The 14842-nt window shown below is 39.5% G+C and carries 16 protein-coding genes; 5 read left to right on the top strand and 11 right to left on the bottom strand.

Annotation, left to right across the window (positions count from 1 at the left end; translation table 11 throughout):
* Nucleotides 1-88: 88 nt before the first annotated feature.
* Nucleotides 89-3025 (bottom strand): fibronectin type III domain-containing protein, encoded by a 2937-nt coding sequence (locus QNN06_RS11970; RefSeq protein ID WP_284037632.1) that lies wholly within the window; start codon nt 3023-3025, stop codon nt 89-91.
* 333 nt (nt 3026-3358) lie between these two features.
* On the opposite strand from QNN06_RS11970, the gene QNN06_RS11965 reads away from it, so the two are divergent.
* The 4 genes from QNN06_RS11965 (at nt 3359) to QNN06_RS11950 (ending at nt 5308) form a co-directional block, all read left to right on the top strand.
* Nucleotides 3359-3856, top strand: a complete 498-nt coding sequence (locus QNN06_RS11965; protein WP_213116160.1) for a CcdC family protein — start codon at nt 3359-3361, stop codon at nt 3854-3856.
* A 212-nt stretch (nt 3857-4068) separates the two neighbouring features.
* The gene (locus tag QNN06_RS11960) at nt 4069-4569 is read left to right on the top strand and encodes a redoxin domain-containing protein (RefSeq protein WP_254124836.1); all 501 of its coding nucleotides are present in this window, start codon (nt 4069-4071) and stop codon (nt 4567-4569) included.
* A 34-nt stretch (nt 4570-4603) separates the two neighbouring features.
* A complete protein-coding gene (locus tag QNN06_RS11955; protein WP_217037138.1) occupies nt 4604-5038 on the top strand; it encodes a glycine/sarcosine/betaine reductase selenoprotein B family protein in 435 nt (144 codons plus the stop codon).
* 27 nt (nt 5039-5065) lie between these two features.
* Nucleotides 5066-5308: a hypothetical protein gene (locus tag QNN06_RS11950; protein ID WP_213116164.1), complete on the top strand. Its 243-nt coding sequence runs from the start codon at nt 5066-5068 to the stop codon at nt 5306-5308.
* A gap of 280 nt (nt 5309-5588) precedes the next feature.
* Here the strand turns inward: QNN06_RS11950 and QNN06_RS11945 are convergent, their stop codons facing one another.
* Nucleotides 5589-7100 carry an MDR family MFS transporter gene (locus tag QNN06_RS11945; RefSeq protein ID WP_249366422.1) on the bottom strand — a complete coding sequence of 504 codons (1512 nt, stop codon included), beginning with the start codon at nt 7098-7100 and terminating at the stop codon, nt 5589-5591.
* A gap of 141 nt (nt 7101-7241) precedes the next feature.
* Between QNN06_RS11945 and QNN06_RS11940 the strand changes: the two genes are divergently transcribed.
* Complete coding sequence (locus QNN06_RS11940; protein WP_213116165.1) at nt 7242-7673, top strand: MarR family winged helix-turn-helix transcriptional regulator; 432 nt, start codon at nt 7242-7244, stop codon at nt 7671-7673.
* 60 nt (nt 7674-7733) lie between these two features.
* Here the strand turns inward: QNN06_RS11940 and QNN06_RS11935 are convergent, their stop codons facing one another.
* The 9 genes from QNN06_RS11935 to QNN06_RS11900 form a co-directional block, all read right to left on the bottom strand.
* Nucleotides 7734-7916 (bottom strand): Fur-regulated basic protein FbpA, encoded by a 183-nt coding sequence (locus QNN06_RS11935; protein WP_284037631.1) that lies wholly within the window; start codon nt 7914-7916, stop codon nt 7734-7736.
* Between the two features lie 178 nt (nt 7917-8094).
* Nucleotides 8095-9231, bottom strand: coding sequence for a GerMN domain-containing protein (locus QNN06_RS11930; protein WP_284037630.1), 1137 nt, complete (start codon nt 9229-9231; stop codon nt 8095-8097).
* A gap of 385 nt (nt 9232-9616) precedes the next feature.
* Nucleotides 9617-10147 (bottom strand): NADPH-dependent FMN reductase, encoded by a 531-nt coding sequence (locus tag QNN06_RS11925; RefSeq protein WP_284037629.1) that lies wholly within the window; start codon nt 10145-10147, stop codon nt 9617-9619.
* A gap of 150 nt (nt 10148-10297) precedes the next feature.
* On the bottom strand, nt 10298-10798 hold the full coding sequence (locus QNN06_RS11920) for a flavin reductase family protein (protein ID WP_284037628.1): 501 nt from the start codon (nt 10796-10798) through the stop codon (nt 10298-10300).
* Between the two features lie 161 nt (nt 10799-10959).
* Nucleotides 10960-11241: a hypothetical protein gene (locus tag QNN06_RS11915; RefSeq protein ID WP_284037627.1), complete on the bottom strand. Its 282-nt coding sequence runs from the start codon at nt 11239-11241 to the stop codon at nt 10960-10962.
* Nucleotides 11242-11364: 123 nt separating this feature from the next.
* The gene (locus tag QNN06_RS31370; protein ID WP_481819246.1) at nt 11365-11547 is read right to left on the bottom strand and encodes an aspartyl-phosphate phosphatase Spo0E family protein; all 183 of its coding nucleotides are present in this window, start codon (nt 11545-11547) and stop codon (nt 11365-11367) included.
* Nucleotides 11548-11618: 71 nt separating this feature from the next.
* Nucleotides 11619-12065, bottom strand: a complete 447-nt coding sequence (locus QNN06_RS11910; protein WP_284037626.1) for a riboflavin kinase — start codon at nt 12063-12065, stop codon at nt 11619-11621.
* A 664-nt stretch (nt 12066-12729) separates the two neighbouring features.
* Nucleotides 12730-13539 carry an alpha/beta fold hydrolase gene (locus tag QNN06_RS11905; protein WP_284037625.1) on the bottom strand — a complete coding sequence of 270 codons (810 nt, stop codon included), beginning with the start codon at nt 13537-13539 and terminating at the stop codon, nt 12730-12732.
* A gap of 27 nt (nt 13540-13566) precedes the next feature.
* Complete coding sequence (locus tag QNN06_RS11900; RefSeq protein WP_284037624.1) at nt 13567-14826, bottom strand: LLM class flavin-dependent oxidoreductase; 1260 nt, start codon at nt 14824-14826, stop codon at nt 13567-13569.
* Nucleotides 14827-14842 lie beyond the last annotated feature (16 nt).

Genomic DNA, 14842 nt, shown 5'->3' with positions numbered 1-14842 from the left:
CTCATAAAACCCCTCCACGAATTCAAGTTTGGTAGAAACAGGGCATAATTTAGAAAAATTACACCCTGTTCTTTTCTCTGCGAGCATATTATTTTTGTTTCGCCTGCTCACTAATAGCTTTACCAGGCACTAAATGAGCCGATGCACTTGGTCCAAACCCGCTCCAGCGATATCCAAAAACTTTTTCAAGGCCGTTAGGAATCACATCAGAGAGTCTTTCCCTTTTTGAATACTTGATTCCTTTTCCAACAGCTTCCACCTTAAATGTATACTTTTTGCCTTGTTTTAGGCCCGTAACGGTATAATGGGTTTCAGCTGTTGTCAATTCCGCATTAATTGGTGTAAATACAGCTCCTTCTGACTTAATTGGCTGCCCGTTTACATAAACGCGGTACCCGATCACATCTTGATTCTTTGCAGTAGCCTTGTTCCAGGAAAGTGAAACGCTGGTACCATCCGTTCCAATCTCGGCTTTTAACCCACCGGCAAATGATGGAGCACCAATTGCGTACGGAACAGCGGTTTCAACTTCCAAAGAGGATCCGTATTTTGATTTATTACCTGCAAGGTCGACAGCCTCTACCTCCACCAAATATTTTGTACCTGGCTGAAGATTGGTTAAGGTATAATTGCTGGATTCCGCAAACCCATGCAGTTCCCCATTTGCATAAACATTATAGCCGGCGATGCCGGTATCATCACTCGCAGATTCCCAATCTAGTGATGCCCAGGTGAATCCTGGGTAAACCACTTCTGCTGCTTTGCCACTAAAGGTTTCGCTAGCTGAAATAGTGGTTTGCTGCTCTTTGATCTGAGTGTTCTCAGGAACCACCGGCGCTGTCACATCTGCTGTTCCATTAGTCTTCACGGCAATTTCTGGACCATCAGAAGTACGATTTCCTATTGCATCGGCAGCTTCTACTTTAAAGGTATACTCCTTAGCTGGCGTTAAACCGGACACAGTGTAGCTTGAGTCTTTGGTGGTGGTGTAATTTGTGCCGATTTTCTTTCCATCTTTATAGATGGTGTAGCCTGTGACCCTAGTATTGTCGGAGGCTCCGTCCCAATTCAGAGTAACGCTCTTCCCATCCTCTGACGATACTGCTTCTACAGCTTTGCTATTAGACCATTCTGGTCTTTGAGCAGCATCTTCAGGTGCCCCTGTAGTATTTTCAAAGACAAGTCCCGTTGAATTTGTAATTCTCCATGGGTTGCCGCCATTATCCTTGACGTTTGTAAAAGATACATTTTTAAAAGTAAAATCTTTTGCGTAATCCATTTTAACGGAATAAACATTGTCAAATTTAACATTTTCAAAGGTAATATTTTCGTGATAGACTTCCCCTACATCATTATTACCTTGGACAAGGATTGCCTGTTTCTTACTGCCGCCTTGATTACGCACTGTCGTATTCTCGACCTTAATATCCTTAAATTGAGAAATTTGCTGGGCCGGCTCGTACAGAATAGCTGCATTCGGATCATCATAGGAGGAAGTAAAAACAAACGGACCATCCCCGTCAATGCCTTCTAAAGCATTATCTCTGAACAGGATTTCTCTTGCTCCGCCCCCCATTGGCGTGTTTGTCTTGGCGCGCAAGCCGACATCTGTTTTATACATGATATTATCTTCTACTAAAAAGTCCTGGAACCAGCCTCCAGTATGGCTTCCAGTTACCACTCCGCCATGACCTTCACGGATATAATTGTTAAAAATCCAAGCCTCTCCAGTTGGCTCTTCTCCTGCGGCTGCCTGTCCCATGCCTGCTGCAAAGTTTATTGCGTCATCTCCGGTATCTACAAAGTTGTTGAAAACCATGATGTGTTGCGAATCACCAAACTCAAAGCCGTCGGCATTATTGGCATCGTATGTTTTAGCCGTTGTCCCATTTACCACGATATTTTTACTGTGAAGATTCACAATTCCATGGAAGGACGGGTTGAGCTGGGTGAATCCCTCGTAGTACATGCCGTCGACACCACGTACAGTAATCAGGTTGGAACGAGTAGAATAGGCAGATTTTGCATTCATTCCGTCTACTTGAGCTGCATACGTTTGGTTTGCTGCCAAAATCCCAAATGCTTCATCATGATTTAACGGGCTCATTTTTCCATTTTTTACTGAAACATTCCCTGTAACTTTAGTGTTGCTCCCTGCCATTAAAAGGGGAAGCTCATTTCCTGCTTCGTCGATTGTTGGAGAACTAGGGTCCTGCTTCCACCCGTTCCCATCAATCGTTCCTTTGCCGACAATCCGGATATTCTTTAGGCTTCCGTAATCATACGTATGAGCATTAATTAAGGAATAAGATCGTTCATCCGTTGAGTAGTCGTAAAGCCAGAAATTTCGGCTGTAGTCTTCAGCGTCGGGTGAACCAAGCAAATACCCATCAACCTGTAGTGTCACATCAGATTTTAGCCAAATTTCTCCGGAGATAAATTTCCCGTCCGGAATTAATACTTTCGCTCCAGGTGTTGCTGCATCAATTGCAGCCTGGATCGCTTTAGTATCCTTTGTTTCGTCATTCGGCGTCGCCCCGAAATCAACAATATTAAAAACCTCCGGTACAGGAGTAGTTTTTCCCGTAATTTTGTTGGAAGGAGCAGATTCGTCACCCTCCGCATTGACGGATGTCACATAAAATTCATGCGATTTGTTTGGTTTAAGATTTTCAACGGTGAAATTATGAATCAGAATATCTACGTGGAAACCGTCCTTATCGATATTCTTATAGAAATTATCGATATAGGCTTTTGCAGGGCCGCCATTATCTTTTTGGGCGCTGCCAATTTTCTTGCCATCCATATAAACGTTGAAATCTACGATAGAGCTGTAATCCTCTGGTTTTTCCCACACAAGGGTGATACTGTCCTCGTCATTAGCAAGGTTTGGGACTTGTAGGTTTACAGGCGATGCAGGTGCACTTCCGGAAGATGGTTTTCCGGCATGTGCTGCTGCACCTAGCTGGCTGAATACTAGTAACGATCCTAGAATGGTAGAGATACCTACTTTAAATCTCTTCAACTATGTTTCCACCTTTCATATGATTTTTGTGAAACAACTTTTTTTCCCTCCTTCCCCCCTTTTTCCTTTTAACATGCTAACCATTATAATTGAAACCGCTTTCTAAGATAATCAAATATTTTTAGATTTTTCTAAAATTTCTTTATGAATTTGTGTTTTTTTCAGTGTCCTCTTTGCCCAATGCCTTCTAAATTTCAAAAATAATGACTAAAGTCATATATCACTATTGACGAAGGTGACTATATTTGAATTTCCGGTGACCTTATAATCAAGTTGTAAATAAGAAAAACAAAATTAAATTGAAAATAAGCTCACAGAAAAGGAGAATGAAAGATGAACGGATTAGCAATGTATGGAATATTTTTTGTGATTTTTGGATTGGTATTTTGGAGACGTACGAGGGCGATGGTTCGTCCGGTTCAAGGGTCGGGGATCAAAATATTGCTCCCGATGCTCTTTTTACTTCCGGGGTTTTCCGCACTTTTACAATTTCAATTGCACTTAAAAGTTTGGGAAGTTGGCGTTGCAGCTTTAATCGGAGTATTGCTTGCAGTTCCGCTTATTTTTACAACCAACTATGAAATTCGTCAGGACGGAAAGATTTATGCACAAAAAAATAAAACCTTTTTTATTGCATTGATTGCCGTTCTAGTAATTCGAATCGCTTTAAGACAATTTATTTCCGGCATCGATCCAATCAGTTTAAGTATGCTTTTCTTTACAGTTGCTGTTGGCTATGTTGTTCCTTGGAGAATTATTTCCTTTATTAAATTTAGAAAGGTAAAACAGTCACAAATGCTTGGCGAAGAGATCGTAACGATTAAAGCATAACTTTATCTTAGCAATCTGGGCAGGACATTTTATCAATGAATGTCGTGCCCAGTTTATTTTACTTTATTCATCTAATTATCGGCGAGTATTAGTTCGATACAATACCAGGACAAGCCTATTTTTCTGCCATTAACTAATTTTGGGATAAGGCAGATTGGACATGGGAATAATGAAAAGTGTTCGTGAAACATCACAGGAAAGGAGAGATTTACATGCCACAAGGAGCTACTGAAACCAGCACCTTAAAGGTTGGTGACCAGGCACCTGATTTCACTTTGGAAGCACATGGCGGCCGCAGGGTTACTTTGAGCGAATTCCGCGGAACAAAAAATGTATTTCTTTGTTTTTATCCACTAGATTGGACCCCAGTTTGAGGCGCGCAAATGCCTTCTTACGAGGATGATTTACCTCGTTTTGAAGAGTTCGATACCCAGGTCTTGGGTATTTCAGTTGATAGTGTCCACAGTCATGACGCATGGCAAAAATCAATTGGCGGCATTTCTTACCCGCTTTGTTCCGATTTTTATCCGCATGGAGAAGTTTCGGAGAAATATGGTGTCCTTCGCAAAAACAAAGGCGAGGCTGCATATGGGGCTTCTGAGCGTGCCCTGTTTATCATTGATAAAGAAGGAATCGTCCAGTGGATTGATGTCCATCCAATTGATCGGCAGCCTGATAATGAAGAGTTGTTTGATATTCTGCGAAAGCTTTAAATGATTTTAAGAGAGTAAAATAAGGAGGATGGGTATGGAACTCTCAAGAAAAGCCATCCCATATACACCTAGCAGTAAACCGCTTCATGAAATGACCATTATGATTGTTTCAACTTCTGGGGTACATTTGAAGGAGCAGGAACCTTTTAACACGAATCCCTCAGAAGGAGATGCGACCTTCCGCATTATTCCAGGAGATATTGATTCCAAGGACTTAATGGTCACCCATGCAGCCCCAAAGGAGCATTATAATACAGATGCTCCTAATGAGGATATTAACTGCGTTTTCCCTATCGACCGCCTCAGGGAAATGGTTGAGGATGGAGACATTGGCGGAGTAGCAGAAAAACATCTAACCATGATGGGCTATTCCATGAGATTGAATAAAATTAATAATGAAACCATTCCCGCGCTGGTAAAAGAAGTTGTCCGTTCCAAAGCGGACGCTGTACTTTTAACTGCCGGCTGACCGCTCTGTCATCGCACTGTAGTTACAGTGCAGCGCGGCATTGAATCACAGGGAATTCCTACTACATTAATTACGTTGGACGTTGAACAATCCAGTTTGATGAGACCACCTCGTGCGATCCATCCAGTTGGGTTTGAATTCGGCCATTCATTGGGAAAGCCTCATGATAAAGTAACACAAATGAAAGTATTACTAGCAGCACTGGCAGAGTTAAATGAAAGACAAGAGCCGGGGCACATTCATGATGCTCATTTTCCAACATATAATTGAATCAAAGAAGGGTCGGCAGCTGCCGGCCCTTTTTCAAGTTGTATTTCGGACTCCAACTTGTTGGGTTCAAGCATTGCGATTAACCGGGATTCGGGCACTACCTCCTCTTTTAACAGGACTTTCCCGATGAAAGTAAATACCCGGTGCGGAAATCTACGAGCAATTTAGCAGGGACAATCAATAATAAAAAGGTAATTTAGATTAGTCAAAATAAAAAATTGCCGAGAAAAAGACCCTTTCTCGACAATAAAAGCCGCCAAAAAATAGCGGCTTTTTTCGTTTAGTGTTGAACCTGCTTTTGCTGCTCCATTACCTTCTTGTGTGAAGGAAGGAGGAAAGTAGCCAGTAAATTTGCAATTGCGATAAAGAACACGAGAATAAACACAAGGTGCATACCATGAGCGAGAGCCTCTTGAATCAACGTCATGACGTTTGCAGGAAGTTTATTGACAGCTTCTGAGCTTAAGAGACTGTTAATATTGCCGCCTCCGCTCCATGCTCCGTTTGAATGTTCTTTTCCAAACTGAATGAGTGAGTTGTTAAAAATAGTTCCAAACACAGCAATTCCTACCGTTTGTCCGATTGACCTGGTAAATGAGTTAGAAGCAGTTGCCGCCCCACGCATTTGCCAGCCTACTGCTGCTTGAACAAGTACAGTTGTCGGGGTTGTCGCGTAACCCATACCAAGACCGATAACAATCATAATCCCTACAAAATACCAATATGGGGAATCAAGTTCCACAGCCAATAACCATGTTCCGCCAAGGGCAATCAAAACAGCACCAATGACTGCAGTTAACTTGGAGCCGATTTTGTACATATAACGTCCGGCAAAAGTGGCACCTAAAGGCCATGCAATCGACATTGGCATCAGTGTAAGCCCTGAGCTTGTCGCACTATGTCCAAGAATAGTTTGAATCCACATTGGCAAATAAACATTCACTCCTATAAGTACAGCACTTACCAGAAAACCGATAAAATTTGAAACAAGAATGACCGGAATCTTGAATAACGATGGCGGAAGCATCGGTTCCTTCACCTTGGTTTCAATAAAGCCAAACAGCACAATAAAGATCACCGCAACAGCAAACAGCATATAAATTGCAGCTGAATTCCATGCATACTTTTGCCCTGGACCCGCATTTAGCAATGCATATAAAAGAGTCGAAATCCCGATTGTAAACGTAACGGCCCCAAGATAATCAACTTTACGTTCCTTTTTCAATTCAACTGTTTCGTGGAAGAAGAAGGTGATTAAGACTATGGACACTAACCCAACCGGTAAATTAATGTAGAAAATCCACCGCCAGCTGATTTGGTCGACGAAGAATCCGCCTACCAATGGACCGAGAAGTCCCGCAATTCCCCAAATTGAGCTAAAAACTCCCTGCATTTTTGCACGCTGCTCTCCAGGGTAAAGGTCACCGATAATCGTAAAGGTTAACGGCATCACCGCACCTGCTCCAATTCCTTGAAAAGCACGGAACCAAATTAATTGATGCATCGTCTGAGCAGCTCCTGACAACATCGAGCCAGCTACAAACAAAATAACCCCTGTCATAAAAACTTTCTTTCGGCCGAATAAGTCAGCTAATTTTCCGTAAATCGGTGTTGTTACAGACGTGGTGAGAGTATAGATGGCAAACACCCAGCTGATTAATCTTAACCCGCTAAGGTCACTGACAATCCGCGGCATTGCGGTACTGACAACCGTAACATCAATGGCGACGAGCAAAATCGCAACCAGCATCGCAACAGTAACCATTTTACGATTCGTAGTTGTTTTTGGCATGTTTCATGTCTCCTTATAATCTGCATAAATCGAGAAAATTCCTTGTTTGTCAAGTTGTTGACTAAAATAGTGTAAGTTATCATTGCATTTTAGTCAACAACTTGACTAAAATTATAAATAGTCAATATAACGGAGGTCTATATGGATAATTTAAAAACAAACATTACATTAGATTTTATGAGAATATCCAATTTATTAAGCAGATATGGAGCAAAAATGGTCTCCGATGTTGGATTGACCAGCATACAGCAATGGGTGATTCTAAGGACCATCATTCAAAAGGGAAGTATTTCCATCGGTGAACTTAAAGATGAAATGCTTGTCACGAAACAAAATATGACAGGAATGATCAACCGGTTGCAGCAATCCAATTTAGTAACACTATATCAAGACCCTGAGGATAAAAGACGAACTCGTGTGAAAATAACGGAGGAAGGACTCCGAGTCTATGAGCAATTGAGTTCTTTACGAAACGATTTTAATGCCCAGACTTATCATATTTATAATGACCAAGAAATAATGGTTTTAAGCGATTTGCTTAGCAGGCTTGTGGAGCATTTGAAAGAGGATTAAGGTGGGCAGAAAAAAAGACTGCAGGTGCGGAAACACCGTACAGTCTAAAAAATTTAAAACCTATATTATTTGAATAGAGCCGAACTCACCGTGAGGATGGTTTACTAATTTATATCTTCTGTATTCAGATTCTAGCTTTCTTAGTGTCATTCCATAAAGCTGTTGATCTTCTTTATTATATACGTTAATGAAAATTAGTTTATTAATAAGTTTTTGTCGCTTTTTTTCGTCGTTATTTCTCATTAGAAACACTCCTTTGGTTTTACAAAAGTTTACAGTACCGGTTAGTTGATAATTTTATTATAAACTGATAATTCCTATCTGTAAAGTATGAATTAAAAAATGTTTACGGAGGGGCACCACCATTCTGGCGTTGCACCAATAAAAAAAGACCGGGTGTACCGGTCTTTACTAAAGTAGATTAGTGAGAATCCTTCATCTCTATGGAGTTCTGAGTTTGCACCTTAAAGTACTCTCCTTTTTTCATGCTGATATGGCCCGATTCATAGGGCTTATTGTCAATGGTGAGGTATACTTTTGCCGTTTGATAATATTGCCCTACTGTATTGACAACGCTTTGAAGTAGCATTTCTTCATATGCTGCTCCAGCAGACATTTCATCCCTAAAGGCCTGATTCACATCGATATACACGATTCCATCTTGGTTTAAATATAAGCTGTTAATCTCAGTATTTTTCGAAAAAACAACTCCCAATTGATTGTTTATTGGCTCCTTGTATGCCTCCGCCAAAACTTTCCTCGTAATGTCATTGGTATAAAACTTTATTTGCTTGCTTTTAATATAAAGCTTTCCGTCATCAATATTCGGGTAAAAAAAGTTGATGATCTGAACCAAAGGCACATTTTCCTCCATTTTAGTTAGCGTGGAGGAAATTTCAGTACCGCCAGATACAAAAATAGATTTAACTAAACCAACGTTTTTAGCATAATAATCAATGGTTTTATCTTTTGTATTTTTTGTAGTAACTTCGATTGCTTTATATTTACCTGTTGGCGTTGTAATATCTACTTCCGTATTCGAGATCGTTCTCACTCTTCCATCCTTTAATGTCCAAGTAGTCCCCTTTGCTAATGGGGTCATCAAAATGACTTCTTTTTCATCATTGTTAGCTTTTAACAGATTTTCTCTGTAGTAGGTCTCTCCTTTTGAGAAGACTTTCGTAAGCTTGCCATCCTTAAGTTCCAATACATTGACCATAACCGTACCGCCATTATCGATTCTTTGTTGAACTTTTTCTTCAGAAATATAATCATTGTAAACTTCATAAGAGGCAAATTCGTTTCCTGTTCCTTCATATATATATCGAGTATTTTTCTTTATTGGATAATAATCATTAATGGTTTCTGAATTTGTCGTTGGTTCTTTTTCACCCTTATTATTGTCGGAAGTGCTATTATTGTTCTTATCATTATTGTTGGCAGTGCTATTGTTCTTGCTGTTATTGTTTTCGGGGCTATTATTTCCGAATTGTATGCCACAACCCACGAGGTTTCCAATAAAAATAACGACGGCAAAGAAGACGATCATCTTTTTCATATCCATATCCCCTTTTCCATTTCTTCATTAACCATGTTACAAAATCCGCCTTTCTTTAAATTATTCAATTTTGCATTCAAATATAGCATATCTAATAAAACGCTTCTTAAAATCAGGAAAAAACATGAGCATTACACTTCTTCTCCTTTGGATATAAAATATTGATTGCGTATAAAAAACAGAACTGGATTAATATCCACTCCCCGAAGGATTAGGAAAATAAAAAAAGATTGCCAAGAATTATTATTTTCTTGGCAATCTGGGTTTAATAGATATTTATATGAAAATTTTGTGAAAGACTCGTTCCTGTAAATGAGTAATAAAAATACAAAAGGCACCCAGTTTTCCCTCTTATGCATGCCTTTTGAATCATTCATATACATTATTATTGTAATAATTTTTTCATATTTATTATTTCACTACTGAATTCAGCGATTTGGTTTAATAATTCTTGATTGGTAATTTTGTTATCCTTAAAATCTTCATTATGAACGAATACATAATTGGGAGCTACATAAGCTCCGAAATACCCTGCAAGTGGTTTGAGTTGATTTTCAACCATTAAATAATGTTTATAATTATTCCCTACAATAGCGAATCCCATCACTTTATTTTTCATTACCTGAGGGGAAATTAAATCAAAAACGTTTTTCATCGCCCCACTAAAAGTCCCGTGAAAAATCGGTGTAACAATAATAAAAAGATCTGCATTAGATATAAGATTAATTACTTTCTTGGTGTCTTCGTTATATTTTTCCGATTCTCGGCCGTCACAAAATTGAATATCAAAAGCTTTTAAATTTAAAACTTCAGTTTCTATGCTCGGATCAATTTTTATAACATAATCCAAAATTTCCTCGGTGACAATCTCAGTTTTCGAGCCAACTATAGTCCCGCTTATACCTAATAATTTCATAGAAAGTAATCTTCCTCTCCCTTCTGTGGGAAAAGCTCCAATTTAATTTTCTATAAACGAACAGAAAATAACCCGATAATATTTTTAGTTTGAAATTTTTATTAACAATCGAAGTTTAATAAGCTAATTAATCAGAAAGATGAACAATCATTAAACAGTTATATAAAACTCTGGTGGAATTGAACTATAGTGTCTTCGGTGATATAGCATAGGCTCTCTTTTTTCAATCTGAATATCTATCACTTCACCAATTAAAATAGTGTGATCTCCAGCTTCTACTGTCTTGAATGTGTTGCATTGAAGAACTGCAAAAGTTCCTTCAATGATTGGAAGTTTCTGTTCTGAAAACTGCCATTGACATGTACTGAAACGATCTACATTTTTACTAGAAAAGTTCTTACATAAATCTTGCTGATTACCAGCTAAAATGTGTACAGCAAATTTCCCTCCATTTATAAAAGAATCAAGAGTAGTAACTTTGTGATCGATTGACCAGAGTACAAGAAGAGGATCGAGCGAAACAGAAGCAAATGAATTTACAGTTAAACCAACGGGATTTCCATCTTTATCTGTTGTAGTCACTACAGTTACTCCAGTTGGATAATTCCCCATTACTTCCTTGAACAAGGTTTGACTATTTTCCTTTGACACTATAAAACTCCTCTTTTCTTATTTTATTTTATAGAGTTCAACCGGTAGATACATATTGTTGTGGATTGATTTCGTTAATTCCCGAATACATCTTAGCTTAATTGATGTCCAAAAGCTCCTCTCTCTCCATTAACATTTATTTTATAAAAGATTTAACTTATTTATTGAGCAACTTTGTATTCACACCAAAATCTATTCAATAGATCTGTTAGTCCCCCATGACCAAACTTAATTTTCTTATTACTATTTTGGCTTGTTCTAACAAATAAAAAGAAATTCAAAATTACTTCTCTGCGGTTTATAATGTTATGAACCCCTTGATTATAAAACCACTGTTCTATTGTGTTGTAAATACCCCTATTTACTTTATATTCTTCTTCACAGAACCTAGAAAAATGCAAATCTGGCATATTAAGATATATATTGGTCTGAAATTTCTCCATAAAAACTCCTTTAACTTTCTAAAGACCTTATAAAAGTTAATATTTTTAACCTACAGTCACCATTTTATAAATGATGCTCGCAGCAAATTTGCCTTACAACTTATTAAGTAACTTTTCTTTTGACTAGGTGTGAATCTTGTGAATCTCATGTATGAATTTTTGCCACTTAATGATTTCTTCATCTAACTGCTGACTAATTCTTATTACTTGTGGATCTGATAGTCCCCTCTTTCCGGCCAATTCAATCATGTTCTGACGATATTCATTTATACTATTCTTTAAAGCTACTACCTTCCCTAAAATCATCTTATATTCCTTTTATAATAAAAGTGTTAATACCCGAAGCAAAAAAACTTATAAATTGCCAAGCATTCATCTTAAATATAAGTAACATTATTCTTTAACACTGGCTTTTTTATAAACTTTCCCCTAACTTGACACATCTTCCATGCTTGTTCAATGTCTTTGTTAAGTTGCTGTATAAGCTGATCTTTTGACTTAAAAGGTACTTCTTCTCGGATAAAACACACCACTTCTATACCTATACAATCACCATAAATATCCTGTTTAAAATCAAGAATATGGACCTCAACAGAAATACTTGGTTTTATGTCTTTGAATGTTGGTCTCACACCAATATTCATTACTCCATGATAAATAGATCCTTTATGATAAACTTCAACACCATATACTCCCTTTAAAAACTGCTTTTCCAGTTCTTGATTTAAATGAAGGTTTGCAGTTGGAAAACCAATTGTTCTGCCTATTTTACGTCCATGAATTACTCTTCCTTCAAAAAAATTAGGTATAAAATTCTCTACCACTGTCAGCTTTCACCTTACTTTCCTATAGATTTAACCATGAAACCATTAAGCTGTTAAACGAATCATAATAGAATAATTCAAAATTAATGACCCTATTACAGTAATCACTTTTATACATAGTATGGTTTAGCGGATAATGATAGAGAGGATTAATAATAATTAGAGAAGAAATAAGTCTAGCAAGCACAAGCACTTCCAAAGGGAATTTCAATATAAGGAGGAATAAATCACAAATTCAGCGTCCAAATTTCTAGAAGTTCATCGAGTAACAGGAGTCAAGGTTATGGACTAGAATTAGAGCAAGGGTATTCCGTTCTTATACTTAACACTGCTTAATTCCCTTGGTCGACGCTTTCAGTAATTCTTCATATTACGTCAAACACGCCGCCGCTGCTGAAATATGATTAATTTTTCTTAGAATCCCTCTCGAAACGAACAGCACTTATCATGATGTGCCAGTTCAGTCTCTTCCTTCCCGCGGCATTATTGGCAAATCACAATACAACAGGAAGGAAGTTCTCTACGTACACCAACACCGGGATTGCATAGGTACATATATAATTTGCAGCAGCTTGCAATAAAGTTTCTCCGGCTGCCTTTTTGCCTGCTACCTTTTCACTCCCTCCTGGAGAATGAACAGTACAGGCTCCAAAGGAGTATCGGCTTACCGAGGTAAAGCAACGCCGCTGGTTTTTAGAAAGTCTCGAATGAAGGCGATCACTTCCTCTGTCTGTTCAACATCGACAAGATGTGAAGCGTTTTCAATGATTTTCAACTTCGAGTTGGCAATGCGGCGATGAAATTCTTCCCCATATACGACTGGGATTAGTCCATCTTGTTTGCCCCAGATTAACAGCGTTTGTGCTTTAATCCGGTGTATTCGTGACTTTAACCCTTTATCGGGGATAGGCCATAAAAACTTAGCAGCCGCTACCTGGTTTTGGATCCGCTGGATCATCATTTCCGTTCGCTCCTCGAAGTCCTCCGGAACATAGCGCATCATTTGCGCTGCAGGTGAATCTTGATCCAGTACGACGAGTCTACCCAGTTCCTCCGGCAACATGGCAAACATATCCGGAATCGGATGATCTTCCCTAAACAGTCCTGCCGGAGCGATAGCTACTAATTGCTTCACCCTTCGTTGATCAGTCGCCGCTAGTTCCGCTGCAATCATGCCGCCCAGCGAATGGCCGATGACATGGACAGAGTCAAGTCCGAGTTCATCGAACAAGTCGTAATAGCAGAGAATTAGATCCCACAAGTCCCGGATTGTCTCAAGCCCTGTCGAGTCCCCTGTTCCAGGTAAGTGAGGTGCATATACTTGGTAATGATCGGACAGTTCATCGAGAAACCGGTTCCACTTTAACCCTTCTATATTATGCAAGAACACAACTGGCTCTCCGTGCCCCGCGATTTTCACTTCAAAAGAAACGTTTTCATTTATTTTAATAATTTTACTGATCGGCTGTGCCATGTTTTCCCTCCTCATCCATTGAAATGGCTACTTCGTTTGTGTTACCGCTTCTTGTGCCTTATCTTCAGCAAACCCTTTGGGCCAATAATGCGAGTGATCCCAATCACTGTGAATATCTTTAAGATATGGCATCACTTCTTCAGCAAAGAGCTGCATATTTTTCAGTGTAAGCCAATGAGGCATGGAACCGGCGTGCAATAAGCAGATAACGTTTCCGGCCCGCAGATTCTGCAGTACATCCCTCAACCGATCGCGAACTGTAGCCGGTGAACCCGCCACGATAAAACCTTCATCAATCAAATCTTGCCAGGTCATCGTACCGTCTTTGAGCATATCTCCCGGTCTTTTTTTAGATCCGTCAAACTGGGAGCGAAGTCCTGCTCGCAAACTCTTGACTGTACGGTAACCAGGTGCTTCGGCAAATCGACGATCAAGGTGCATACACTTATCGAAGAAGTAGCGGATATGTTCCTCATAATCTAGTTGGGCTCGCTCGTCAGTCTCAGATACAAAAATAAATTGGCAGATTCCTGTTTTATATGGATTCCTATCCCCACCTAACTCATCGTTACGCTCCCAGAACGGTCCCAACACCTTGTTGGCATACTTATGGCCGTAGTAACTTAGAAAGGAGAATGAATATTGGTTTTCTATGCAGAAATCATAAGTTTCCACACTGCCGCCGCCAGGAATCCAGACCGGCGGATGCGGCCGTTGAGCCGGGCGCGGCCATGGATTAATGTAACGCAATTGATGGTACTTTCCATTCCACATGACGACATCGTCACTTTTCCACGTTTTCATAATCAGGTCATGTGCTTCGTAGTATCTTTCCCGCAGTTCTGCCGGATTAATTCCATATGCGTAGTTTTGATCCATGGAGGTGCCTACCGGAAATCCGGCAATCAGCTTTCCGGCTGACAAGACATCCAGCATGGCCATTTCTTCGGCTACGCGTGTGGGAGGATTGTATGCAGCCAAGCTATTTCCGAGTATGAGTAGGCTGGTTTTGTCGCTTTTTCTTATTTTCCTAGACAAAATGGATGCCATCAGATTCGGGGATGGCATCATCCCATAGGCATTGCTGTGGTGTTCATTGACACCGACGCCATCAAAGCCCAAATCAATCGCATACTCCAATTCATCCAGATAGTCATGATACATGCCGTGTCCTAGCTTAGGATCAAAGAGTGTCTTTGGCGGTGTTACCCATACACTAGGGTACTTTTCTTCAAAGTCTGAAGGTAATGAGCGATACGGCATGAAATGAAAGGCAATAAACTTCATAATGGTTTCCTCCTGA

The organism is Neobacillus sp. 114, assembly GCF_030127045.1.
In the GTDB taxonomy this organism is placed as follows: Bacteria; Bacillota; Bacilli; order Bacillales; family Cytobacillaceae; genus Neobacillus; species Neobacillus rhizophilus.
This window is presented reverse-complemented; position numbering and strand designations above follow the sequence as displayed.